We start from the raw sequence: 24265 nt of genomic DNA on the forward strand, positions 1-24265 counted from the left end.
ACATATGATATATTCTTACTCTACATACCCTATAAAAAGAGATGAGGTAGTTACATATGAAAAAAGCTGAATTCATTGAGGCAGTTGCTTCAAAGTCAGAGTTAACAAAGCAAGATGCGAAAAAAGCTGTAGACGCGTTATTTGAAACCATTTCTACAACGCTTGCAAAAGGCGAAAAAATTCAACTGGTAGGATTGGGAACATTCGAAGTACGTGAACGTTCAGAGCGTACAGGGCGTAATCCTCAAACAGGTGAAGAAATGACAATTCCAGCAACGAAGGTCCCAGGTTTTAAAGCAGGAAAAGAGTTTAAAGAAGCTGTTAAATAAAGAGTATTTATATAAAACCTCCAGAATGGATTTCTGGAGGTTTTACAAGATGTCTATCTTACTCTCATTAAATTTATAGTTTCTTACCTCGTTTACATAAGCAACACATCTAAGAATCAAGCAAAAACGTATGAATTTCTACGTAAATTAAGACTTACTACTAAATCTACATTCTATCTCTTGCTTGAGAATTTCTGCACCTCTTGGGCTTAACACAACTCCTTTTGCGTATTCACGATTATGTGGACTTATTTCACCTGTAATAATGCATTTATTATGGGGGATGTAATTCTTCAAAATAATGTGGTCTCCATCAACAAAAATTTCTATAGGGTCTTTTTCTTTAATAGACAGAACCTTTCTAAGCTCCACTGGAATAACGACACGTCCTAATTCATCTACTTTTCGGACAATACCTGTTGATTTCATATGATTCGTCTCCTCCATTTTGACTAGTTATGTTTCATTATCCAAACATCCCTACATCCTAGCAGTTTGTGTGCAAATAAACAGGCTCCATCTTATCTATATAGCCTCAAGGATACCAGCTATAAACTCTGTTCATTTTGTGATCCACCTGCTATCGTTTCTTCCACTATTTTCTTATTCTTACGAATAAATGAAGGGATTTTACTAAAGTAGTGTTTCTCCACTTCATCATAAGGAATCCAAATTTCTTTTTTCTGAATAAGGTCATATACCTCATCTAAAATTTTGTCTCGCTTCTTAGAACGTAATTTAGTATAAGGATAATTAATAGCACTTATATAACGTTGCCTTAGCTCATTCGTAATCCATTCTTTTTGCTTTTGTTTTAATACAGAAAATTTCTTATTAGTTTGGATCAGCCGCCCATTTTCATACACATGATTCTTCACAACATGTCTTGCCTTTCCCTTTAAGCTTTTCTTCTAATTTGTTCTTGGACGTACTCACAACTCCGTTCATGGTCACGAGAAAAGAAATGATTTTGTTGATAATACACTTTCACTCCGCAAGAAGGACAAGCAAAAAAAACAACCCTGATATCCTCCGTAACTTCATGTGCATAAACCTCACCAATCGATTGAAACATGACCACACGGTTTGCCTTCTCAGTTTTTGCTCTCATCTTGGCTAGACCCTCCTTATTTTTGTTCTAATTCCATAATAAGGGTTAAAATACGCCATTGTAAAAGAAAACAAGTAGATTAATGGTTTATTCGCACAAAAAAGCCGCATGTATCGCCATACGTACCGTTTTCTTTTAACCCTAACCAACGTTTCCCCTTGATTGACCCCATATAATGCGACCATTAGTAATGTGAGAACGGCCATGATTTCATAAAAACTCTCCTCTTTCTTATAGGAAACGAAAATGCAGATTTCAGTCCCTAAAAAAAGAGTCATTTCTTTGCTGCTACAGATACTTTAATATTAGGCAGCTTAAGAAGTTTTTCTTTTTCTGATTTTAAGGAGTGGAAAGGAACCTTTTTAACTTAATTTTTTTCATTCTAATAGGTGTTACAAGTAACTGATGAAAAATCTTATGAAAGTCTTTGGGATTACTTTTTCACGTAAAAAACTATTGATTTTAGGAATTATTTCCTTTAAACTAAATAAAAGTCACTCGAATGAGTGACTTTTATTTAAAGAGTGTGAGGGATTATATGACTAAAACACCGTCTGGATTTAAGCGTTTAAATGCTGATATTCCGGAAGAATTGTTTAAAGAATTTGCAAAAAGATGTATTGAAGAAGGTGTGAGCAAAAAAGAATTTCTTGTTCAACTTTTGGAGAAAGAACTCTTTAAAGATTCAAAGAAGTAAGGAAAAAAACAAAATAAAAGGGCACTTTCCCTGCCAGGAAAGCACCCCATGTAGAACTCGTAAGGACCTCTATTATAACATGGGTTGCCCTCAAAAAACAGGAGGGTCTTATTATGGAACAAAGCGAAAAACTTTTAATGAGAATTGAACATATTTTGAGTGTAGCATCTGATTTAGTTGATGAAGTTGCTCGACTAAAACGTGTAGAAGAAGAATGCAAAATCCTGAAAGAAAAAGTATTTCTGAACCAATTTACCGTTGCTGAACAACAAGTTTTTGAGCTTGCTTTGGATGGATATTCTGGACGGGAAATGCAGTTGATTCTGTCTAAAGAAGAAGCCACAATTAAATCACAAAGACAAACGATTATACGCAAATTAGGTGTATCCTCCATGAAAGAAGCCGTTGAAAAATTTCAACATTTGGAGTACGAATCACCAAGAAAACTTCTTCATTCTCGATAAACTGACGTGACCTTTAGAGAGACTTCATATCATCAGAATATACACAATGAGTCACCTGTAATGGGGACTTTATATCCACACTATATACTCAGGAAGAGACCTTAAAGCGCGCACCTAAGCAGTTTTCGTGGTATCAAGGTGAAGCTAGGCTCTGCCTAGCCCCACACACCCTGTGGGGGCAAAAACCCCTTATGCTCTTCAAGATGTTTTTTACGCTTTTTATGTTAATGCAATAAAAACACAGAAAAGGAGAACAAACATGGAGATTAAAGTAAGAAATGTATGTCCGGTTGCTGTGAGTAAAGTAGATCGTTTAGCCAAAGAAAAAGGTCTTTCTCGACAAGCTTTTTTGAAAGAACAGATTGAAACCTTATCCATTATGAAAGAGGTAGAAAAGCAAGAACAAGCGATTGATGACTTGTATGACCGAACGATAGATACCATACAAAGATGCTCAGATGCGATGACAAATATGGATCGTACATTCAATAAACTCTTTGGGGAGGATGAAGAATAATGACAGCAAGCAAACACAGAAGAATGATCTCTTTGAGTGAAGAGGCTGATGAATATCTTCATAAACATATGAAGGAAAGAGGCTATCGTTTTCCAGGGGACGCCATTGCAGATATCATTCGAAAATATGAACGATTAAAAAATAATGAGCCTGATGAAACATTTTTAGATACTGCTACAATTGACGCAATAGGTCAGGCTTACCTGAAAAGAGCAAGTGGATTTTACCAGTACTTAGACGATGAGTTAAGTGAGATAAAAGAAACGACAAAGAACACACAAATAGACACTCGGATATTAATGGAACTCGTTAATAATCTATATGACCATTTAAATATTCAAAAGTTTAAGTCCACACAGTTCGGTGAAACAGAAGCTACTAAGAAGGCCAAAAGAGTTGCGCTACACAAGATTCAAGAAGAAAAAATGCAGTTCAGAGAAAAAAGAAAACGGGAAGCAGCAGAAGAAATGGAGCATTTGTTTGAAGATTAATCTTAGAGTTTATAAAAGCATGCATTCGCCTGCTTTTTCTGCTTCTAAACTATAGTGAGATGAAGAATTGTAGTAGCTAAGTTCCAAAAGGCTATTTATGAGTAAATTTAGCTTTCATACCTATGTCTTAATCAATACATTACGTGTGTTTTATAGGCAACCTCCTAAGCTATGTAGTTAGTTGCTATGGCTTTTAAAAGCCATAGCAACTAAGAATAAAAAAGGGTTTATAAACTATTCAGAAGACATTAGAGAGGCTTATACAAATCGTAAGAACCACTCAGAGCTACCTTAAGGAACAAGATAAAACATACGCTTCCCTCTCACAAACAATACAGTAAAAATTAAATGAACTATATAGTAGTGCATTGCTTTTTAACACTCCAAATTCGTGTACTCCTCTATTTTTTAATATACATAAATGAGTTTAACTTAAGATTAACTTGTAATCTCTATTTTTCCAGGAGGTCAATTTTCATTTCCAATATTGCTTCAATTTGTAAATAAACAACTACTTTTCTATGTAGTTTAAAGTTACAATAGGTATATTGCCACATATCATAAAAGGAGAATTTTCACCATATGAAGAATATTTTAATTCATTATTCACCAGATGATGCGCACGTAGGAGCGTCACTTAAAGAATTCTTAAGGAGATCAAATTATAATGTGTTAACGGGAGATTCAGTTCCAGATAGTGGACGATTAACTTCGATATTTGTTGAGCCGGGATTACTATTGGAGACACTTTTAAAAGTTGACTTAGCAATTGTTTTAATTTCTCAAAATTATGTAAGATCAGCGTCGTATCAAATGGAATCTGAAATGCTAGAAAAACATTGAAGTTTGCGAGAAAATCTTTATTGCTGATTGTACTTGACGATTCTACTCCGCAATTTGGTTTTGCAGGGATCGGTTATTCCGAAGTCGATAAACAGGATATTTCAAATAGGAATTTTAAGGAGATAACTAGACTTCTTGCAGTAAAAGAAGCAGAAATCTATCAAACAAAAACAGAAGAGACTGCTGAAAAAGAGAACAAAAAAGAGGTTATAGATAGGATTAATGACAGTTTAGAATTAAAAGAAGTAATTTCAGATCTTAAGAGTAGGGAAAAGTTTAACAAAAGAATTGCTATGGGGTGCTACTCCATAGGAACTGCCGTAATTATTATAGGGGCTATTCTTGCTTATTTTAGTGTAAATAATATTTCAAGTGATAAAAACTCATATTATTATATCTACGTAGGTGCAAAAAACTTAGCTATCATAGGGTTATTGTGACCGTCAAGACTTCGTGAACACTCCGTGCTAATTATTCGTGAACACTTATTGATCCAAAGATAGTAGAACGATTTTTCATTCGATAACTGTCTCCATTTAAATGAATGACTTCTACTCGATGGATAATCCTATCTAATATAGCTGTTGTAATACCCGGATCGCCAATCAGTTCTCCCCATTCCTCTGGTCCTTTATTAGATGTAAACACAATAGAGGTTCGGTCATACAGTTGATTAATAAAATGAAAAAAGAGATTCGCTTCTTGTTGATCCATCGCCATATACATGATGTCATCAATGATGACTAAATCTGCGTTTAAAAGACGTTTTACCATTGTTTGTGATTTTCTCGTGATATCCTGTGTATTTAGCGCTCGTACGAGCGCGCCCATCGCTAAAAACATTACTTTATATCCTCGGTAAATAGCTTCTATTCCTAATCCGATTGCCAGGTGAGTTTTCCCAACACCTGGTGGACCTAAAAGGATAAGATTATATGCTTGTTCTAGCCACGTAAGCTCGCCCAATTGATTTAATTGCTTGCTACTCAATGACTGTTGTTCCTCTATTCGAAAGTCTTCTAGTGTCTTCTGATATGGAAAAGAGGCTAGCTTTAAGCGTTTTAGTACTTTATTATCCTCTCGGCGCTTGGTTTCAAAAGATAGAATACGATATAAAAAAGCCTGATAGGAATCTTGTTCTTTTTCAGACGTATGAATAAATTCCGAAAGAGAAACTGAGACCTCTTTAAATTGTAACTCTGCTAGTTTTTGCTGCACCATCTCATTTGTTATACGCATGACGATTCGTCTCCTTTCAATATGGATACATACACGTCTAGAGGTCTTGTGTCTGTTTTTATAGATGAATGGACTTGTGTTTCAATCGATGGTGGTGTGTGAAAATTATCTTTAGCTGGTAATTGTTGAGGGTTTCTCTGGGTGAGTACCTGAATCACATCACGAAAGTCATTTGCACTATAAAGCTTTTTACGCATACAAAGATCTAATGCTTGTGTAAGGATAGTTGTAGGATAATTTGTACGGATATTTTCTATAATTTGAAGCTGATCCCGGATGTATCGCGGGTAGTTCTGACGAACTTTCTCTAGATATTCATAGGCTTGAGTGGAATCTTCAAATTGTTGGCTCATCTTATCAATCCATTCGGGTATACCTTTACTCCAATCTCTCCTATGATTTCGGTGTTGAATGAGCTTTCCTTTGTCCAGTGAAAGTGGGTGCCTGGCAAGAATGATATCGCTTGAGCTCTGTTTTTGTATAATCAACTCTTGTTCTGCTGTGACCGTAAGGTATACGGTGGTTTCTTCTGTAGGTTTGTAAGTGCCAATAGGCACAGAATAACGATTTGAACGAAATCGAATGGTATTGTCCTTACGTACAATCCTTGTTATACTAAGATTGTTCTGAATAAAAGAGATCGATTGAAGGTGTTCCTTTTCGAGTTGGTGTACCTCAATAGGTCTCTTTTTTGTTGTGTTGTGAATGTTTCGATTGCCTGTACGCTCTAACCACCCTAGGCTTTTTTCGTTCCATTTTTCTAAGTTATAAAAAGGCCGATGTTTGGCAAAATTCTTTTTAATATATCCAACCACGTTCTCAATTTTTCCTTTGCTTTCAGGATCTGCTTTCCTACATAAATGGACCTTGAATTTCCGATAGGTCACATACCCTTGAAAGGTTTCTGTTAGCTGAATATCTCCGCCATTTTCATTCACCGAGATTAAGATATCTTGGTCGTAAACAAGTTCCTTTGGCATTCCGCCAAAATATTCAAAGGCTCGCTCATGTGCGTTAATGACATCCTTTGTTGTAAAGGGTCTGTCTAACCATTCCACATATTTAAAACGAGAGTGTGACAATACGAATGTGATGAACCATAAACGTATCTCTGTTGTTTTTTCTCCTTTTCGTACTTTACATGTTCCAAAATCAACTTGTGCTTGCTGCCCCATCGGAGGATCTGGAACGGCTTCATATTGTCGCATATGTACGGTTCGAGAAATACCGTATTCTTCCCGAAGGGAAGCGACATACATTCGCACTGTGCTATCACCAACTGTGACGTCGGGATACTGCTCTTTTAACCAGTCTTGAATTTGTGCAGCTGTTAAGTCTGAATGCTTTTCCAGCCAGCCTAAAATAACTTCTTTATATCTATCTAACTTTCTACTTTTTTTATGGGAACTAGCCATCCATAAAGCCATTTCCTCAGGATCTTTTTTCATGTATTTATACACAGTATTCCTCGAAATGCCTAATTTTCTAGCTACTTGAGTAATTGTAAACCCTTGTTTTCTTAAGCGTTTAATATTCATGTACACGTTCCATTTATCCACCTTTCCATCCTCCATCACCTAAATATCGTATCTTTATCTTACGTGATAGATTATTGTTTAAGGAAGTGTTCACGAATTTTAGCATTTTTGTTCACGCTATTCGAGCGTGTAGTGTTAATACTATTTTAGCAGTCACAGTTATTAATTTTATGTAGTAGGTATACCTTTAACATAGGCAATATCTTTATGGAGGAAGGAGTTAAACAAGCAGATAGACTACATGCTATACATTACGGAAAGTTTTTTTTAGAATCCTTCCGAGAGAAATTATTTTTTGAAGAAATGAAAGACCTATTTAAAGACTGGAATATGAATAGTAAACCCTCCCTCCTTAACAATCCCGATCAAATGGCTGCTGATAGGTGTGGGGCTAGGCAGAGCCTAGCAGAGCCTAGCAAAGCCGTGGGTACAAAGAAAGTCGCTTAATGTCCCCTTTGCGTCTCCCTATGTTTTTTCATTTTATGGCTAAATATTGTTGCTTTTCATTCATTTTTTCATCTTTTTACGTAAAATTTTCTGCTTATATTCATGAAGCAGGATGCTTTTAGCATCAAAGTGAATCTTTTATATCTTTGTTTCTGTTTCTCTATTCTTTTGATAAAAATTAAAGACATGTACTTTTCAAATTGAAAATTTTTCATTAATTCACTAAATAACTTTTTAAGATTTTATTATCACCCTAATATATAACTAAACAATTAGATTTTCTTTTTTCTTCTGCAAGAATCTAACTCTATTTTTTTAAAAACGAGTTAATTATCACTAATTTAGACTCAATTGAATTAAAATTAACTCAACAAAAAAGAAGTTTAATTTAATTAAAATAGAGCATATCAACTTGTCTAATTAAAAGCTGTCGAATCTATATTTTTTATACCCAATTAGTAATTAATTGATTTAAATTAATTTCAATTAGGTGTACACAGACTAAATGTACCAATAAAAGGTGACTCTACCTAATTAATTTTCATTCAAATAAGATAACTAATCCAGACTCAATTGAGTCTGGATTAGTTATGACTACTGGACAAAATCAGGAAATGAACATAAGTGGGAGAAAATAAAACGATGACTTAAAAAATAGATTATGTATTTATACCATGCTGAAAACTTGGTTAAATAATTAAGCAGCGAATATAGTGATCAAAAGTAACAATTTATAACTGCGTGAATGTATTAACACCTTTTAATGCAGAGGAAAGATCTCTAATACCTAGAGAATTACCTAAGATTCTCCAAAAAAGAGGCTATGGTCATATTAAAGAAAAAGCAAAACACATTTTAGCGTTTCAAAAATTTATCAAATCTCTCTAGACAATGAGTGCCTGAAATTAAGTATGTCTCTATGATACGAGGCGGTTGGTTTTGTTTAGCATCTTCATTAAATTCACATTAAAGGAATTTTGTACTATTTTTTCAAGTTTAATAACATCAGAATTAATCATTGAAGCACTTCAAAAGGCTTACACTGTCCAAAAGCCCTAAAAGGGTTTACCTATTCGTAACGATTTCGATTCACAATAAACAAGGCATGAGTTTACTAAGCATGTCCACAAATAAGAGATAAAGCATCTTTTCAGCAAAAAAGACTGCTTTTATGATAATGCCTACATAGATATGTTTCACACCATATTACAGAAGAAGTGTATTATCTAAACAGAATCGACAGTAGTCTCAGCTATTAAAATCCTTAATCTATTGAAGATTAAATGAGAAAAACAACTTAACACATAACTTTTTTGTTCTAAATTATCGATCCAAACTCGATAGTTTAACTTAAGATTAACTTAAAATAACCTCGTTGCATACAACCTCAATTTAGTTGAACTAAAAATGAAATAAGTTGTACTAAATTAAATATAATTAAACTTATTGTAATATTTTAAAAAACTATAATGGATTTGTAGTTTTTTGAAGGACTCAGTTCAAATTTAATTGAACTACATAACATAAAATATAATAAATTTAATTCAGTTAAGTGTGAAATCTGCTAGAATAATAAAGACAAGCTTTAAATTAAGTCTAATTTAATTAGTCAGAACCAATTAAGTTAGACTTAATTGAGTTATTAAAAATACTTCATATAAGAAGATACTAACTAAGTTAGATTAATTCGTTTGTGAGGGAGGTACAATTATGAGCGAAGAAACAATGGTTATTTCAGAAGTTGCTAGAAAATTTAATATAGAAAATCATCAGTTACGGGACTGGTGCGAAGTCGGGTTAGTACGACATAAAAGAATTGGAAGAATAAGATACATATTTACTGATGAAGATAAAAAAATCGAGAAGATTATTGAACTAAAGGAAAAGTTCGGAAAACATGCACCAAATGAAATGATTCGTGAAGAATTAATTAAAGCAAATTTAATGAGCGAAGAACAAACAAAAATTATTAACAAGGATTTAGAGGAAGAAGATATAAACGAAAACTCCTTTAAAGAAGCATTTTTATTGCTTGCTAAAAAAATAGAAGAAATGGATAAAAAAATGGAAAAGAAAGAACAACTAACGCTTCCATCTGAAAATTTGGCAGAAAAAAAAGATGTTATAGAAATAAAAGAACAGATGAATAAACTTGAACAAGACAATCAGCGTTTAAAAGAAGTGAATGATCAATTACTTAAAAAACTAGATTCTATCCATTCAGCTATGACCGAAATTCAAAAAGAACAAGGAAAAAGCATATGGAAAAGAATGTTCACAAAATAATAAAACAGCTTCTAATTACTGACCAGTAATTAGAAGCTGTTTTATTATTTTTGTAGCAGGTGTCAGAGAAAGTTCTCTTAATACCTTCAACAATAAATTCATTTGAATATAGATAGGATTTGCACCTCATAAAAGGTGCAAAACTAAATCTTTTGAGATATATTACTAATTCTTATTGAATTATGAGATTAATTAACGCTATAATAAAACTAACAAAAATGACCGGAATAGAAAAAAGACTTCAACTGTTTAAGACGTGTTGGTAGCACTCTTAAACCGTTCCCCCTAGTTACAGTAGGGAAAACACTTGTCGAAGTCTCTTGTTAATAGAGTTAGTTTTTCTATAAAATAAAACTTATGGTTTTATTTTATATGAAATAGCTGTCTATTTCAAGGGCTTAGTTCATCAAAATCACGACATTGTTTTCCTTTTTCCAGGGAAACAGTGTCTTTTTTTGTTCCTTAAAGGAGATAATGAACAAATGACAAAAATATTGACCTGCTATTTAAAAGATGTAGACACCTTCAACGGACGGCTTAAGTGGTTGTGGAAGAACAAATCCACACTTCGGAAAAAGAAAGAAGAGTTTTTAGAAATTATCCGTACTCATTATAAACAGAACAAATCAGCTATACATAAAGAATTTCCTAAAAAAAGAATGGAAATGCTTGATCATGTCATCTATAACCTAGTGGCTACAGGCATCCAAGCCATTCGTTCTGAAACACTCATGAAGAAATTTAAAGTTTCTAAAAGTACGGTTTCTCGTTTTGTACGTTCGTTAAAAGCGACACCTTTTATACTTGTAGCACGTTACATTAAAGAAGATGCAACAGGTACTCATCCTGATAGCTATGTATTTATTCTTAAAAGCCATAAGAACTTTAATCACATTTGCGAAGAAATCTTTTTTGCCCATGATACAACAGGTATACAAACAGTCCAACAAGAAGAAATGACAACTCCTGTGACGCTTCCTGTGATGTATCCAGAAAGTGCTGAAAATGTTGATACACCAAGCCTAAAGGCCGATAAATTACCTGGTGCCTTTATTAACCTTGATTTACCTGTAAATCATATAAATAATCATTTAATGTCTGCTTCACAGTCATTTACCTATATCAAAGGTGTTCCTAAGAAAGTCAATCAAGTCTATGCAGGTAAGTATGGTCATCAACTAAAAGACTTTTATGCTCGCATTCAAAATGCTGCAAAAGCCGTAAAACGAGATACAGAGATTATGATTGAAAGAGAGCAAATACATGAAATTGCATATACATCTATTGTTGGATTAGACAAATATGTACATGAAGCTAATCATAAAGGCCATTCTTTGTCCTTAGATAATATGTGCCAATTACTCTACAAAATTGCGAAAAACCAATTCTATCAGTTAGTTGATCCTAAAAACCAGGATTATTCATCAGTATATCCAACTCATGAGGAAGTTATACATAAAGAAGAATCATCAACAAAATTGTTTATACCAAAACATATTATCCGTAAAGAAATCGTTCCGGATTGGTTAGAGGCTGAGCAAGATCAAGAGAAGGGTACAAAAAAAGTAGAAATATCTTTAGAACAACAACTTGAAATGATTGAGTTAAAACAAGACCTAGGACAAGAACTTACACCAGAAGAAGACTGCTTGCTGCAAGAACACTGCTCTACGTACAGTTCATTAGAAATGGCGGAACTGAAACAAGATTTAGGACAAGCATTAACACCTGAGGAGCAAGACTTATTGCATCAATATGCTAAATTAAAGGAACCAGCTTCTTAATTTTTAAAAATAGTTAAAGCATAGCAAGGAGTTTCACTATTTCTAACGTATTCAGTGTTTTAAGAGAGGACTTGGCAGGATTTGAACCTGCAAGACACCAAAGTTGTATAGTGTAATACGACTGGCTGCTCTGCCATTGAGCTACAAGTCCACACTACAAGTATGCACATAGTCTTTGTTTATATGTACGACAGAAGAAAATGTAAAAAGTGAAGAAATCCCTTAGAAGCTAAATTATTATTAGTGTATGTTTATTTAGAACAGTGTTCTAAATAATAAGTAAATCTATATCTACGCAGGAGGAGCACATTATGCCACATAAAATTACGTTAACTGGATCAGCCACAGGACCACTACGAGAATACGATCGCTATGTTGCCTTTGATATGCGTGAAAAAGGGTCACCATCTGCGCCTAAAGGCTTGAAGAAGAGTACATTTATTTCGTACACGGTATTTGTTGCAAAGAAGGCTTTTAACAAAACAGGTCTCACGAAAAAAAGTATTATGCAAGAAAAAATCTTAATTCAAGGAGAACCAACTTTAGACATTCCGATTGATGAATGCCCTGGTGAAGTAGGTGTAATCTGCTTCCAGATTACCGTTCTCCCGAATAAGAAAGACAAAGAAGGCAATGAACCAAACGATAAAAAAGAGGCCAAACAAGAGGCTTCTGCAGCGCAACAAGAAGTTGCCGCTACCAAACAGGAAGAAAAACCGGCACCTACTTCACAACCTGCAGCAAATGAAGAGAAGAAAGCTGAAAAAGTACAGGCAGAAGTGAAGGAGACACCTGTTCAAGAGAAAAAGGTGGAGCCACAAAAGAAACAAATAACAAATCAGCCAAAAGGGACACAAGATCTTCTAAGTTTCGACGAAATCATCGTACCTGAAGAGTTCTTAAAGACACGTCCAAACCCTCAAAAAACACAAAAGGTCATTGATTTTGTGAAACGTACAGGGCGTCTGGATGAGCCATTAACGATTGAAAAAGGATCGAATATCTTGAAAGATGGTTATCGTCGTTATATTGTGGCCAAAACCGTTAAAATGGATAAAGTTCCAGTTATGTATGAATATCAAAAGTCATAATGTATTTCCTTGAAGCTGATCCATTGTAAGGAGATTGATAACAATGAGAGTTGTGAAAGAAAGCGTTATTTATCCATTACCAGAGGATCAAGACATTGCAAAATTAGAAGCTTCTTTTCGCATCCAATTGCCCAATGCGTATAAACAATTCTTGAAACACTATAACGGATGTACAGTAATAGATTCTACACCACTAACAGCCATCAATAAGAGGTGGCAAATTGAACGTTTTTTAGGCATTATTAAAAACTTTAGTGAGCATCTTTATGGTGTGTATGATATTGGTTGCTGCGAAACTTCCTTAGGAGAACAAGGCAGGAATTTTTATGATGAAGATCTCATTGGATCTGAATTAATTCCAATTGCGAAGCTAGCATGGGGAGATTATCTATGTTTGAACTTTCACTATGATAAAAACAATCTATCTGTGGATTTTCTAGATTACGAAGAATCATATGAGTGTGATCCAGCTACATCAAAGATTGCTGAGACCTTTCAAGAGTTTTTGAGTATGTTATTATCTAAGGATACGAAATAGCAGAAAATGCTATTTCGTAATGAGATCATCTAATCATTTTGATTTTCAATCATAAAAGAGGAAGTGTCGACATGAAAAAGTGGCTTTGGATCATGTTATCCTTTGGAGTAATTTTTCTTGTATTTGTCATGAATCATTTCTTGGATAAAAGCCAACAACAGCCAAACATGATACTTAGCGTCTCACTTACAACCAGCACATCTCCTAATCAACGAAACATTGTTGAAGTAAAAAAGATGTTGTATAAACAAACCACTGATTACTTTGATTATGAGCAAAAATAAAAGGCTGATTCTCTTAGAATGTACTATGGACAACCTGGAAGCACTCTTAACCAATATAAAGAGCTTCAAGGAATTCAACCTTCTATGATTCATGACGTTAATGTATATTGGAAAAGTGAGCAAAATGTCATCATCAATATCATGAAAACGAATCTACAACATAAAAACAAGGTATACAAGCGCTTTAACTATAACCTTAACGAGATGTAGGATTTGGATCTATGGGTTTACGTGTCTTCATCGCAGCTCTTATGTATGGTCTTACAATAGGGATAGTTGCTATCATTAGCTTTTTTATGGTGGCTTTCCGCCAGGATAAGCGAAGTTTACACGATTAGATGGCAACTACCTATGTGAAACGTGTAGAGCCTATCAAAGTAGAGAGCTATAACCTTACTTAAAGCCTTTTTCAAAAGAGCAATGTTATATATTCAATAACCCTATTATTTCTATTCTTTTACATTTCAAAAAGGAGAAACTTATATGAAAAAATCAACACCTTGTCCAGGGTGTCAAAAACCTATTACAATTGAGCATTTCGAAGATTTTTCAAGTCCTTTTACAATGAAATGCCCGCATTGTCGAGAAAAACTGAAGGAAACCAAGATGACCCCGTGGTTATTGTTATTAGCTGTTATTATGATTCCTTTATTGGTTTACCTAGGAATTACGGTTAAAAGTTTCTTGTCCGGCCATTTTCCTGTTGTTGAAAAGATACCAACTATGATTGTATTTATGGCTTTTTGTTACCCTGTGTATGCCTTATATGAAGCTTATAATGCCGTTATTGTCTTTAATAAGGGAAATTTACAACTAAAAAAACATAATTAATCTTTTATCTCTTTTCTATGAATATGTCTTTAGTAATATCAATACTAGAGACTTGTATTTTATTATTAGTGGATAAATTTAAAATATTTTATATTTTTTACCTTCCTCTTCAATCATGTTATCATCATCTGAGGAGCTATTTAGATAGATAAAGTGTTAATTTACAAGAAGGGGAGAAATATAAAGTGGATCAAGTAACAAAACCAGCAGGATTTTGGATACGCCTATTAGGAAATCTGTTAGATGGCATTATTGTAAGTATTCCTTTGGGGCTTATTGGCTTTCTTATTACAGGAGACTTTGATCGTGAAGATCCCATTACATCACTCATAGGTTTCATCTATGCGGTTGCTGTACCTATTTTATGGTATGGATATACTATAGGGAAACGAATTGTTGGAGTTAGAATTGTCAAAGTCAATGGAAAGAAACTTGGGGTTGGAGCAATGCTATTAAGAGTTCTTGTAGCCGGCATTGTTTATGGTATTACACTAGGTATTGCGTTAATTGTAAGTGTGTTCATGGTGGTTTTCCGTAAGGATAAAAGAAGTCTTCATGACATGATGGCAGGCACGTATGTTACATATGCAAAACCAGGTGAAATAGAGGATAAACAAGCATTTATAGATTAATACCCAATCTACAATAGAATAAATTGTAACTTATTACCTTTTGTTATTCCAGATACAGGTAGCAAATTGGGATGGTTGCCATATTCAATAGGAAAGATACTTTTGATAGAATAATATGGAAAGTTAAACTTTCATTTCATTTGCAATACCGAATACCTTCTGTTTCTAATCTAATATTCGGGACTATTTAAAAATCCTACGCCTCAGTGTGTAGGATTTTTTCTGTGTGTCACCTGCCCTGTATAGGTAGTTCTACGCTATATATAAGAAAATTTATAAAAAGGTGAAGAGGATAACTGTGAATTATTGAACATACTTATTACTTTCTTCTTTGGTTATCCATACAAGTAGTTCTTTTTCCTTGGCATTTAAATGTCGATCTAACCGTTTTTCAAAATCAGAGACTAATTCTGCGAAACGAGGACTATTTTCCATTTACATACCTCCTGTGTCATTTTTATTATAAAATATGAATCTTTATGCTTGTTTTTCGTTACCTAAACTCTTTCCACTCCCCAGAATTTTTTAATCATATTTACAACAAAGACCGCCCATTATGTATCAGTTTATAAGGCGGTCTTAACTGTATTCATGCTATATGTTTATGCCCAAAATATCGACACTATTCTAAAAAGACGTCAGGTAAAAAAGACAATGGCTAAGATTGCTGCCACACAAGCTAAGTAGACATTACCACTCCAATCCCTCTTTTCCTTTTCATGCACCACATAGCTATTATAAGAACCTTCAATCGGCTCTATTTTAAGTTTTCGTTGTATTTCAGCTTCATTATCTAAAATCAAGTCTAATTCCTCCATTGTTTGATAATTGTAAGGTAGGAATTTCCCTTGGTCGTCTCTCAATCGGTTGCTGACGTCTCGTGATACGTACTGCCTTTTCTCTGGTAGAAGAATGTTGGTTGGGTTGATTAGTTGCTCCTGAAATTGATTGGCCATCTGTTGATGTTCCAAGTAACGTAAAAGTGCTTGTAAACGTTCCTTGTCGCTCAAAGTCATCATGTTTGTCTCCTCCTTTCTCTTCGATGCGTGGCTCTTGTTCCATCCATAACGAGTGGGAAGAAGGTTGCCATGGAGAGGAGGGGAGAGGGACGTCACTTACTTTATACTGATTCATTAATGCTAAGAAAACAGGGTTGTTCGCTGCTGTAAAGAGTGCACACCTTATAATTTGATTTCTGTCTAATCCGGTAGCGTGAAATAGACTGTCTACATATGTACGATAAATGGAATGGTACCGCACAGTTGGTCGATAGGTGTCTACGTGGTTTTTTAGCTTCTTATTTCTCTTCATATGCGGTTTTTTCTTTTAAAATGATCTCTAACATCTGTTTACCTTCTGACGTTAAATAGACGTCTTTTCGATTTAATAACGAGATTGCTAATTCTTTTGTCATTTCAATCGCTCCATTCTTGATAGCTTAAGGTGACGTCTCTTTCTGACGTCTTACTCTATAATATGAAGCAACGCTTGTCTTATATGTAACTTTTTTTCTCCTGATTAAAAAAGTTACATAATGTCCATACTTCTTGTTAAAGGAGATGGATGTATGATTTTAGGCTTAGGAAAGAAGCGAACAAAATTTGGAAAGTGGTTAGATAACCAAGAAGATATTAATCAATTAGAACTCGAAAAGGCAACAAAGTTAAGTCGCCCGACTATATCTAGGCTTTGTAATGATAAAGACTACATACCTAAATACTCCACCATCTATAGAATAAATAAAGGATTACAAAAGTTAAAGAAGGATGTAAGAGTAGAAGATTTTTTACGAATATGAATAGAGAATGCTTCTAAGGATTAGGAAAAAAAGCTTATAAACGGAAAAAGGACTTATTTCCACTTGCAACTGAAGTCATAGTAGACGGAATTATTAATACTGATAATTTATCTAAATTAAATCTTGATAGAAAATGGTTGTATGAAAAGCTTCAGGAATTAGATGTAAAGTCTATTTCAGAAGTGTTTTATGGAGAGGTTCAAAAAAATGGTCAGCTTTTCATTGATACAAAAAATGACATTAGTCATTAAAAATGATCAGTAGATTAATTTACACGTTTTCGTTTTTATCCTTTTTAGGTTTGAAGATAAGAGTGAAACATTGGATTTATTAAATGATTTAGCATTGTTAATAGGAATGTAGAATACTCTGCCATAGCTGAAAAAGAATAATTAAATATATAAAAGGACATTACTTTTAAAAGTAATGTCCTTTTATATGGATGTAATATCCTATAGGGTAAGATTAATCATATAGTTTGAGACCCTAGTAAACAACTTAAATTACTCTTTAACCAATTTAACAAGCATACGAGCAAGGTGATGTTGCTCTTCTTCACTTCCAACTTTCCATAGCTCATGTAATAAATATTGCTCTTCATTTTGTGGTTCCTCATGTTTTGCCAAATAATCGGCTATTTTTTTAGCTGCCAAAGTTAATTGGTCATCATTTAACCCCAATTTCTCACCTTTTGTGACTTTATCACCTAAGTATGTTTTAAATTCGTTAAAACTAGAAAGAATATTGTCTTTCTTCTCTTGACTCATCTCGTTTAGCTTATTCTCTACTTTACTTTCAACAGTCCCGGTATTATTGTTCATTTTCTATTCTCCTCTCAATTAAATAGCGATGTTCTTATAAGGTAAGTCCCCCAATTATAGGTATATAAACATTTAATGCCATTTCAATGTGCTGTAGAATTGATTTCTATGACAATTTCCTTTTACTATTTCACCCGAACTTTTATTCAAGCTATCTTCACTAATTGCTGATGAATTGAATAACGTTTTATATAAGCAGATATTAAAAACGTTTTACATCAGTTTTTGCCCATCCCTCAAAATGATTTTTAATGTAACTGCGTTTAGTTATAAGGTATGGTATAGGAAGAGGAAATCTAGACGTGATATACTAATAATAAACATAAAGATGATGGAGGGCATTATGACAAAACGATTAGACTTACGTGTCGACTTTGCGTTTAAATCGTTATTTGGCACCCATGGCAATGAATCCATTCTAGCTGCTTTTTTAAATGCAGCACTTCGCTTTCCAAACGAGAAAAAAATTCAAACGGTTCAGTTATTAGATCCACATTTTAATAAAGAAAACCAAGAAGATAAACGCTCAATTTTAGATGTACACGCGCAATTAGAAGATGGAAGCCGTGTCAATATTGAAATTCAGCTTAATAATAAACATGACATGGAAAAGCGAACACTCTATTACTGGTCCAAAATGTATAGCAGCCAAATGAAAGAAGGTATGGACTACGGAGAGCTTTGTAAAACAATTACAATTAATATCGTTAACTTCCGTTATTTGTCCCATATCCATGATTATCACTCAACTTTTCAGCTGTATGAGCGTGAACAAAAATTGCTCTTAACAGATATGCTGGAAATTCACTTCATGGAGCTACCTAAGTTATTAATCAAATGGCGTAATAGAGAAGTGGACCCACGAGAAGATCAACTTGTGCGATGGTTATTATTACTTGAAGCATCTGAAGATGAAGAAATCACTCAAGTATTGGAGGAGATTGCGATGCAAGAAGATCAAGTGTTAAAGAAAGCCATAGATGAATGGGAACGTGTGAGTCAAGATCCAGAAGTATTATTAGCTTACGAGGCCCGTAGAAAAGCGTTGTTAGATGAAAAGTCAGCTTTAAAAAGAGCAGAAACGCTTGGAGAAAAAAAGGGAAAAGAAGAAACGCTAAAAAAAGTGGCCTTAGGTATGATTGAAAAAGGACTTGATGACGCTGTAATTGCTGAGTTAACAGGATTTACTCAAGAAGAAATTGAAAAGCTTCGTCATCAATAAAAAAGGTGACCTAAAATTAGGTCACCTTCTAATGATTTTATTCTACCAAATAAATTGTCCACTCAATAAGTTTTCTGTATACCATTTATTTGAATGGTTACAAATTATTTACATTATATCTTTTCTCATTTTTATTATCAATTTCGTTTAATTTTATTATAATCTAAGGCTCTTTAAATTTAATTCTAAATAAAATTAGATAAACAATAGGAGGTTTTTCTTTGTGGTTAGTTGCTGAGAAAGACGTTCAACGTGGTGAAAATCATTTTGAGAAATAGTTGATTGTTGATTTAGAGTGTTTTTTATATCTGTTAATATACATAATTCATGTAACTCATGATCTGTGAAGATATCTTGAAGGGAACTTAGCCTAAAGAATAGTGGAAGGTTATCACAGAGGAGAGTTCCACCCTCGACGAAAAAAATTTGTCTCCATAAATGCCCAAAATGTCTGGTCATTTCTTTTTCAATTATACCTACTAATGCCAATTCAATCTCGAATAACAAGGCATACGATTCAAATAAGAGCTCTTTCTTCATTCACATGCCACCCTTTATAAGATTTTAAAAGTAGTCAAATTACAGTTACTACAGAGTCAAGTTGTCCATGATATGTAGCATAAAAACATTTTTTATAATAAAGCCTTTTTTGCTTATATTTTGCATCCAACGTTTTTGTGTGTTTGGCTATAACATAATAGCTGAAAACACCTCACTTTCAAATTAATTAGAGTTACGGTTAACTATATATGGTAATTTAAACATAGGATCATCCCTTCCTAAAATGTCAATTGCGCTTAATTCTTAAAATAGCACATTTCGTTACTATTTACCTTCATTTTGTTACTTAACTTCACATATAACATGACTTTTTTCACCTTTATAAGTAAAAATATTCAAATTTTTATATTAACGGATGATTTCATGTAGTAGAATTAATTTTGCTATAAATGAACAATACGTATGAAAATCCATTTATAAAAGGGGATAAAACAATGAAAAGTCGTGTTATGAAGATTGTTACTTTGCTAGCTATAGGAATAGGGATTTCCGCAGCTCCTGCATCATCATACGCAGCAACGCCTAAGACCATGAAAGTACATTATATTGATGTCGGTCAGGGAGATAGTATTTATATTAAAGCTCCTAATGGCGAGGACATTGTTATTGACGGAGGAAACAAAGGAAAAGGAAATGCAGTAGTAAGTTATTTAAAGAAGCAAAAAGTCGATGATATAGAGGTCTTAATTTCTACTCACCCAGATGCTGATCACATTGGTGGATTAGATGAAGTCATTAACGCGTTCAAAGTAGAAAATGTCTATGCACCAAAGGTAAGTAATAACACTCAAGCATATAAAGACTTTTTAAATGCAGTTAAAAAGAAAAAGCTAAAGATCCAAACAGCACAAGCAGGCGTAAAGCTACCTGTTAAAGATGTAAACGCTCAAATTGTAGGGCCTACCAAAACATATACTAATAGTGATTTAAATGACTGGAGTGCTGTTGTACACATGACTTATAAGAAAAATACATTTTTATTTACAGGTGATGCTGAAACAAAAGCAGAAGCAGACATGATAAAGGCCAAGAAAACACTACGTGCAGATGTACTTAAAGTAGGTCATCATGGTGCTAAAACGTCTACAAGTAAGAATTTCTTAGATGTTGTAAAACCTAAGTATGCAGTCATCAGCGTTGGTAAAAATAGCTATGGACATCCTACTTCTCAAGTAGTGAACTTGCTAAGAAATTCGAAAGCAAGTATTCTACGAACAGATCAAAGTGGTACAATTATTATCACTGGTGATGGAACATCTTACTCTGTTAAAAAATCGAGGTAATTATGAAAAAGATAAAAGGTATTATTGATCGGTTCGAAGAGGAATTTGCTGTGGTTGAAATTGAAGGAAAGACAAAGGATTACCCTAAGGGTATCTTCCCTCGTGAAATACAAGTTGGGGATGTCGTTTATATTACAGGAGACAAAGTTGAGATTGATAGACGCGAAACAAAAAAACTAGCAAAAGAAATTGAAGATTTAATGAATGAAGTCTGGGAAGATTAAATTTGCTTACTAATTATAGACGCAGGGATATGGATATTAAATGATTCAAAAAGCTGAAATTTACCTTTTCGGCTTTTTTTGTTACCACTAATCCGTTTAGGCAAAAGAATGAATTAGTTCGTCAATGTTATCCTGAACACGTTGAAAAAATCCATATGTTTATCTTTTAAGATAAACGTGCAGATGATGAATAGCTTAAGGGATAAAACTTAAAAGTGTGTATAGAAATAGCATTGAAAGCAGCAATCTCATATTGAAATGTCATGGGATTGCTGCTCTTTCTGGAAATATAGCTGTAGACTTATATATTTTCTTTTACAAACCGCCTTGTTAACCCTTATTATGGAATTAAACTCAAAATAAGGTGGGAGATGCTTGTATGAGAGCTAAGATTGAGAAAGCGAACCATGTAGTGATGTTTGAAACAGCTGGTGAGTTTTATGCGCACGAAGTGACTCAAGGTCCTAAAGTGGGTTTCTTTGCTTGCCCCTCTTGTGGAGTGAAAGTTTATCATAAACAAGATCATTTCTTTTCACGTGAACATGCACGTACGTGTACTTACGTACAAGAGCAAATTAAGAAGAAATTTTGAACTTATATCTTGAGAGCTGATTTATAAACTTCTTATAGGTTAATTTATACATTTATAGTATAATATGAAAGTTATGCTTATGAGTATATAAAAGGAGAGTCAGCATGAGAGGACTAAGTACATTGCGAAAGATAGATGCAGTAGGACGTATAGTAATTCCCATTGAACTCAGAAAGGTACTGGATATAGGTAAAGACGACTCAGTAGAGATTTTATTGGAAGAGGATCATATAGAAATAAAGAAATACAAAGAATGCAACAAATGTGTAATTACAGGTGAGATAACAACCGAAAATCGTAAATATGCAAATAACCTAGTTCTAAGTCCGTCAGGTGCAGAAATATTATATAAGGAAATAAAAGATAAGAAAAAAGCCTTAGAATCTTAGATTCTAAGGCTTTTTTAGGTAGAATTATTTTTTATGTTGCATACTTTCTAACCAATTTTGTACAGAATGTCAACAACGTTTTAAATTTACCCAATATCAGCGAAAACAAATTCCCCGTTATAAACGGTTAAGTAGTCAACTTGGCAGGATAAATTCCTGCCTTTTTCTTTTCGCGTAGACGATATGAATCTCCCTTTATATTAAATGTAATCGCATGATGAAGAAGCCGATCTAATACAGCTGTTGCCAACACTTCATCTCCAAAGACGTTTCCCCAATCAAGATAGGATTTATTTGATGTTAAAACCATTGCTCCTTTCTCATACCGTTTAGATACAACTTGAAAGAAAACATTTGCTGTGAGTTCGTCAAATGGAAAATATCCTACTTCATCTATAATTAAAATATCTGGCCGGCTCCATCGATTGACAAGCCGATGGAGGGTACCTTTCTCATTTGCCTTTCGGCATTGTTCTACTAAGTCATCTGAGGTTAAGAAGAGAGCTGTATATCCTTTGGTAATGGCCTCTACCGCGAAAGAAATAGCTAAATGCGTTTTCCCTACACCAGGTGGACCAAGTAAAATTCGATTTTCTCCATTCGAGATAAATCGGCACGTAAGTGTCTCTTTTACTTGTTTCTCACTAAGACTTGGTTGAAATGTAAAATCAAAGTCGTGAATCGTTTTGTTATAAGGGAGTTTTGCCTGTTTCATTCGTTTTTCCAATTGTCCCGACTCTTGCTTCTCTATTTCCTGTAAAACGATGGTGTGAAGAAATTCAGAATATGATACATTATCTTTAGATACGTCTTCTAATACACTATCTAGTTGGTTAGCTGTATGGTGCCAACCAAGCTTCCTTAGCCGGTCAATTAAGAGCTCATTCATCATACATGTTCACCTTCTTCTAATGCTGCGTAAGCAGCGAAAGGACGTTTCTCTACTTTAGGGGATGGGTCTTGTGATTGAGAAACATCGGTCGCCAAACCTTCAATGTGTTTCTCTTTCTGACCCATCTCTGTCTTCTGTAAACCTTGATAATGTTCCATCCGGATATGTGTCGTTGCGTTTCCAGTAAGAATAGGATGTTTTGCTATACATTCATGTTCATCGTATATTTCTATATGATGATTTAATGTTTCCTTTACTTTAACGGTCTGTCCAACATAACGATAAGGAACGGAGTATTGTTTTCCCCCGTATGATATAAAACAATCTCGACTAACCTCTCTATGCTCCCAATGGGAAGTAGGAAATAAAGGTTTTTCCCCCCAGGCCTTCAGGAACTTCTGTTCCTGCTCAAACCTCTTAAAGGGTGCTTCATTTGTTGTCTGATTTTCCTTTTTATTAGCCACCTGATTTAACCATTCTTTTATATCCTCGTTTAACGCATTCAGTGTTGGTTCATGTTTTCTTTGAAAAAAGTTATCTTTTAAATACTTTACCGTTCTTTCTACTTTCCCTTTTGTTTGAGGCCTCCTTGGACGGCAGGCCTTTGGCACAATTCCATAGTAAGCCAAGAAATCTTCGAATTTCCGATTAAAACGAACTTCCACTGGGCTGTGCTTGATCACCACTGTTTTCATGTTATCGTAAAGGATTTGGTCTGGTATCCCATTAAAATAAGAGAAAGCATTCATATGGCATTTCATTAAAGTTTCTAGGTTCATATTCGTTGTGAATTCTACATATTTCATCCGGGAATAACCCAAAATCATGATAAATCCATATACATCTTGCAGCACATCATTTACTAAGTACTTCCCGACATACGCCCAGTCCATTTGAGCTTGCTTTCCAGGTGGCGTTTCAAACCGTAAGGTTGCCTGTTTCTTTGGTTGTTGGCGAAGAGGACGAACAAAATCTCTTAAGATTGTGAGCTGACCTTCATAACCCATTGCTTGTATTTCTTCTAATAAGACTACGCAATTAGTGGTACCCTCTTTAAGCCGTCCAAGTATGTACGGTTTGTAAGGGGTTAATTTGCTTTCTTTTTTCTGTTTACTTCCTTTACGCTTAGGTAACTGGTTATCTTTTAGGTATTTACTGACTGTTTTGCGATCGAAACCCGTTGCTTCTGCAATAGCTGTTTTCGTCCAACCTTTTTGAAACAATTCTCTAATCATAAAAAACTCCCCAATCTTCAGCACCGTTTCTCCACTCCATCCATGATGTTGTCTTGAAACGATTATCTGTTATTATTGGGGAATTTGGAATCGCTGTTATTGAGTATTTTACAGTCGCTGATTACA

General features: G+C 34.2%; 33 protein-coding genes, 1 tRNA gene and 1 pseudogene. 22 read left to right on the forward strand and 13 right to left on the reverse strand.

Annotated features, from left to right (window positions below):
- The first annotated feature begins 56 nt into the window (after positions 1-56).
- Positions 57-329 carry an HU family DNA-binding protein gene (locus NST66_RS28155; RefSeq protein ID WP_025753342.1) on the forward strand — a complete coding sequence of 91 codons (273 nt, stop codon included), beginning with the start codon at positions 57-59 and terminating at the stop codon, positions 327-329.
- A gap of 147 nt (positions 330-476) precedes the next feature.
- Here the strand turns inward: NST66_RS28155 and NST66_RS28160 are convergent, their stop codons facing one another.
- The 3 genes from NST66_RS28160 to NST66_RS28170 all read right to left on the reverse strand — a co-directional run bounded on the left by NST66_RS28160 (position 477) and on the right by NST66_RS28170 (position 1440).
- Positions 477-758: an AbrB/MazE/SpoVT family DNA-binding domain-containing protein gene (locus NST66_RS28160; protein ID WP_275037666.1), complete on the reverse strand. Its 282-nt coding sequence runs from the start codon at positions 756-758 to the stop codon at positions 477-479.
- A 119-nt stretch (positions 759-877) separates the two neighbouring features.
- Complete coding sequence (locus tag NST66_RS28165) at positions 878-1207, reverse strand: hypothetical protein (RefSeq protein WP_047933788.1); 330 nt, start codon at positions 1205-1207, stop codon at positions 878-880.
- Positions 1208-1227: 20 nt separating this feature from the next.
- Complete coding sequence (locus NST66_RS28170; RefSeq protein ID WP_340843852.1) at positions 1228-1440, reverse strand: hypothetical protein; 213 nt, start codon at positions 1438-1440, stop codon at positions 1228-1230.
- Between the two features lie 502 nt (positions 1441-1942).
- Here NST66_RS28170 and NST66_RS28175 point away from each other — a divergent pair.
- The 6 genes from NST66_RS28175 to NST66_RS28200 all read left to right on the forward strand — a co-directional run bounded on the left by NST66_RS28175 (position 1943) and on the right by NST66_RS28200 (position 4892).
- Positions 1943-2137, forward strand: coding sequence for a hypothetical protein (locus NST66_RS28175; protein WP_340843853.1), 195 nt, complete (start codon positions 1943-1945; stop codon positions 2135-2137).
- Positions 2138-2250: 113 nt separating this feature from the next.
- Positions 2251-2601 carry a LuxR family transcriptional regulator gene (locus NST66_RS28180; protein ID WP_340843854.1) on the forward strand — a complete coding sequence of 117 codons (351 nt, stop codon included), beginning with the start codon at positions 2251-2253 and terminating at the stop codon, positions 2599-2601.
- A gap of 259 nt (positions 2602-2860) precedes the next feature.
- On the forward strand, positions 2861-3118 hold the full coding sequence (locus NST66_RS28185) for a hypothetical protein (RefSeq protein WP_340843855.1): 258 nt from the start codon (positions 2861-2863) through the stop codon (positions 3116-3118).
- Positions 3118-3609, forward strand: a complete 492-nt coding sequence (locus tag NST66_RS28190) for a hypothetical protein (RefSeq protein WP_182031384.1) — start codon at positions 3118-3120, stop codon at positions 3607-3609. The genes NST66_RS28185 and NST66_RS28190 overlap by 1 nt, the downstream gene beginning before the upstream one ends.
- Positions 3610-4191: 582 nt before the next feature.
- Positions 4192-4452, forward strand: coding sequence for a hypothetical protein (locus NST66_RS28195; protein WP_163081176.1), 261 nt, complete (start codon positions 4192-4194; stop codon positions 4450-4452).
- 20 nt (positions 4453-4472) lie between these two features.
- Positions 4473-4892, forward strand: a complete 420-nt coding sequence (locus NST66_RS28200; protein ID WP_340843856.1) for a hypothetical protein — start codon at positions 4473-4475, stop codon at positions 4890-4892.
- A 31-nt stretch (positions 4893-4923) separates the two neighbouring features.
- Here NST66_RS28200 and istB (NST66_RS28205) read toward each other — a convergent pair whose 3' ends face one another.
- Together istB (NST66_RS28205) and istA (NST66_RS28210) are read right to left on the reverse strand one after the other, a co-directional pair.
- A complete protein-coding gene (gene istB, locus NST66_RS28205) occupies positions 4924-5691 on the reverse strand; it encodes an IS21-like element helper ATPase IstB (RefSeq protein ID WP_340843857.1) in 768 nt (255 codons plus the stop codon).
- The gene (istA, locus tag NST66_RS28210; RefSeq protein WP_445326396.1) at positions 5682-7265 is read right to left on the reverse strand and encodes an IS21 family transposase; all 1584 of its coding nucleotides are present in this window, start codon (positions 7263-7265) and stop codon (positions 5682-5684) included. The genes istB (NST66_RS28205) and istA (NST66_RS28210) overlap by 10 nt, the downstream gene beginning before the upstream one ends.
- 171 nt (positions 7266-7436) lie before the next feature.
- Between istA (NST66_RS28210) and NST66_RS28215 the strand changes: the two genes are divergently transcribed.
- The 3 genes from NST66_RS28215 to NST66_RS28225 all read left to right on the forward strand — a co-directional run bounded on the left by NST66_RS28215 (position 7437) and on the right by NST66_RS28225 (position 11746).
- Positions 7437-7676: a hypothetical protein gene (locus NST66_RS28215; RefSeq protein ID WP_340843858.1), complete on the forward strand. Its 240-nt coding sequence runs from the start codon at positions 7437-7439 to the stop codon at positions 7674-7676.
- 1710 nt (positions 7677-9386) lie between these two features.
- A complete protein-coding gene (locus NST66_RS28220; protein ID WP_034655621.1) occupies positions 9387-9962 on the forward strand; it encodes a MerR family transcriptional regulator in 576 nt (191 codons plus the stop codon).
- 482 nt (positions 9963-10444) lie between these two features.
- Complete coding sequence (locus NST66_RS28225; RefSeq protein ID WP_182031380.1) at positions 10445-11746, forward strand: replication protein; 1302 nt, start codon at positions 10445-10447, stop codon at positions 11744-11746.
- Positions 11747-11812: 66 nt separating this feature from the next.
- Here NST66_RS28225 and NST66_RS28230 read toward each other — a convergent pair.
- Positions 11813-11897 (reverse strand) — tRNA-OTHER (locus NST66_RS28230).
- A gap of 160 nt (positions 11898-12057) precedes the next feature.
- Between NST66_RS28230 and NST66_RS28235 the strand changes: the two genes are divergently transcribed.
- From NST66_RS28235 to NST66_RS28255, 5 genes are all read left to right on the forward strand, one after another.
- The gene (locus tag NST66_RS28235; protein ID WP_182031378.1) at positions 12058-12837 is read left to right on the forward strand and encodes a plasmid stabilization protein; all 780 of its coding nucleotides are present in this window, start codon (positions 12058-12060) and stop codon (positions 12835-12837) included.
- Positions 12838-12880: 43 nt separating this feature from the next.
- Entirely contained in the window at positions 12881-13375 is a 495-nt protein-coding gene (locus NST66_RS28240) for an SMI1/KNR4 family protein (protein ID WP_182031376.1), read from the forward strand.
- Positions 13376-13446: 71 nt separating this feature from the next.
- Entirely contained in the window at positions 13447-13659 is a 213-nt protein-coding gene (locus NST66_RS28245) for a hypothetical protein (RefSeq protein ID WP_340843859.1), read from the forward strand.
- A gap of 483 nt (positions 13660-14142) precedes the next feature.
- On the forward strand, positions 14143-14490 hold the full coding sequence (locus tag NST66_RS28250) for a hypothetical protein (RefSeq protein ID WP_275037673.1): 348 nt from the start codon (positions 14143-14145) through the stop codon (positions 14488-14490).
- A gap of 185 nt (positions 14491-14675) precedes the next feature.
- Positions 14676-15122 carry an RDD family protein gene (locus tag NST66_RS28255; protein WP_034655633.1) on the forward strand — a complete coding sequence of 149 codons (447 nt, stop codon included), beginning with the start codon at positions 14676-14678 and terminating at the stop codon, positions 15120-15122.
- 303 nt (positions 15123-15425) lie between these two features.
- Here the strand turns inward: NST66_RS28255 and NST66_RS28260 are convergent, their stop codons facing one another.
- The 3 genes from NST66_RS28260 to NST66_RS28270 all read right to left on the reverse strand — a co-directional run bounded on the left by NST66_RS28260 (position 15426) and on the right by NST66_RS28270 (position 16433).
- Positions 15426-15557, reverse strand: a complete 132-nt coding sequence (locus tag NST66_RS28260; protein ID WP_256656521.1) for a hypothetical protein — start codon at positions 15555-15557, stop codon at positions 15426-15428.
- Between the two features lie 203 nt (positions 15558-15760).
- Entirely contained in the window at positions 15761-15925 is a 165-nt protein-coding gene (locus NST66_RS28265) for a hypothetical protein (protein WP_325077502.1), read from the reverse strand.
- Entirely contained in the window at positions 15912-16433 is a 522-nt protein-coding gene (locus tag NST66_RS28270) for a hypothetical protein (RefSeq protein WP_325077503.1), read from the reverse strand. The genes NST66_RS28265 and NST66_RS28270 overlap by 14 nt, the downstream gene beginning before the upstream one ends.
- A 259-nt stretch (positions 16434-16692) precedes the next feature.
- Here NST66_RS28270 and NST66_RS28275 point away from each other — a divergent pair, with 259 nt between their 5' ends.
- Both NST66_RS28275 and NST66_RS28280 read left to right on the forward strand, forming a co-directional pair.
- Positions 16693-16920 carry a helix-turn-helix domain-containing protein gene (locus NST66_RS28275; RefSeq protein ID WP_171779170.1) on the forward strand — a complete coding sequence of 76 codons (228 nt, stop codon included), beginning with the start codon at positions 16693-16695 and terminating at the stop codon, positions 16918-16920.
- A 74-nt stretch (positions 16921-16994) separates the two neighbouring features.
- A pseudogene (locus tag NST66_RS28280) lies at positions 16995-17171 on the forward strand (YetF domain-containing protein); the annotation flags it as partial.
- A gap of 252 nt (positions 17172-17423) precedes the next feature.
- Here the strand turns inward: NST66_RS28280 and NST66_RS28285 are convergent.
- The gene (locus tag NST66_RS28285; RefSeq protein WP_275037675.1) at positions 17424-17741 is read right to left on the reverse strand and encodes a DUF3243 domain-containing protein; all 318 of its coding nucleotides are present in this window, start codon (positions 17739-17741) and stop codon (positions 17424-17426) included.
- A gap of 343 nt (positions 17742-18084) precedes the next feature.
- Here NST66_RS28285 and NST66_RS28290 point away from each other — a divergent pair, with 343 nt between their 5' ends.
- Positions 18085-18963: an Rpn family recombination-promoting nuclease/putative transposase gene (locus NST66_RS28290; RefSeq protein WP_034655641.1), complete on the forward strand. Its 879-nt coding sequence runs from the start codon at positions 18085-18087 to the stop codon at positions 18961-18963.
- Between the two features lie 195 nt (positions 18964-19158).
- On the opposite strand, the gene NST66_RS28295 is transcribed toward NST66_RS28290, so the two are convergent.
- Complete coding sequence (locus NST66_RS28295; RefSeq protein ID WP_275037676.1) at positions 19159-19503, reverse strand: hypothetical protein; 345 nt, start codon at positions 19501-19503, stop codon at positions 19159-19161.
- Between the two features lie 551 nt (positions 19504-20054).
- Here NST66_RS28295 and NST66_RS28300 point away from each other — a divergent pair.
- The 4 genes from NST66_RS28300 (at position 20055) to NST66_RS28315 (ending at position 22012) form a co-directional block, all read left to right on the forward strand.
- On the forward strand, positions 20055-20807 hold the full coding sequence (locus NST66_RS28300; RefSeq protein WP_411736788.1) for a ComEC/Rec2 family competence protein: 753 nt from the start codon (positions 20055-20057) through the stop codon (positions 20805-20807).
- A 2-nt stretch (positions 20808-20809) separates the two neighbouring features.
- The gene (locus NST66_RS28305) at positions 20810-21031 is read left to right on the forward strand and encodes a DUF3006 domain-containing protein (RefSeq protein ID WP_182031521.1); all 222 of its coding nucleotides are present in this window, start codon (positions 20810-20812) and stop codon (positions 21029-21031) included.
- Between the two features lie 379 nt (positions 21032-21410).
- The gene (locus NST66_RS28310; protein ID WP_034655649.1) at positions 21411-21623 is read left to right on the forward strand and encodes a hypothetical protein; all 213 of its coding nucleotides are present in this window, start codon (positions 21411-21413) and stop codon (positions 21621-21623) included.
- Between the two features lie 104 nt (positions 21624-21727).
- Positions 21728-22012 (forward strand): AbrB/MazE/SpoVT family DNA-binding domain-containing protein, encoded by a 285-nt coding sequence (locus NST66_RS28315; protein ID WP_182031519.1) that lies wholly within the window; start codon positions 21728-21730, stop codon positions 22010-22012.
- A 127-nt stretch (positions 22013-22139) separates the two neighbouring features.
- On the opposite strand, the gene istB (NST66_RS28320) is transcribed toward NST66_RS28315, so the two are convergent.
- Together istB (NST66_RS28320) and istA (NST66_RS28325) are read right to left on the reverse strand one after the other, a co-directional pair.
- Positions 22140-22904 carry an IS21-like element helper ATPase IstB gene (gene istB / locus NST66_RS28320; RefSeq protein ID WP_047932902.1) on the reverse strand — a complete coding sequence of 255 codons (765 nt, stop codon included), beginning with the start codon at positions 22902-22904 and terminating at the stop codon, positions 22140-22142.
- Entirely contained in the window at positions 22901-24163 is a 1263-nt protein-coding gene (gene istA / locus NST66_RS28325; protein ID WP_340843860.1) for an IS21 family transposase, read from the reverse strand. Before istA (NST66_RS28325) ends, istB (NST66_RS28320) begins: the two co-directional genes overlap by 4 nt.
- Positions 24164-24265: the final 102 nt, after the last annotated feature.

The organism is Priestia sp. FSL W8-0524 (assembly GCF_038005965.1).
Lineage (GTDB): Bacteria > Bacillota > Bacilli > Bacillales > Bacillaceae_H > Priestia > Priestia zanthoxyli.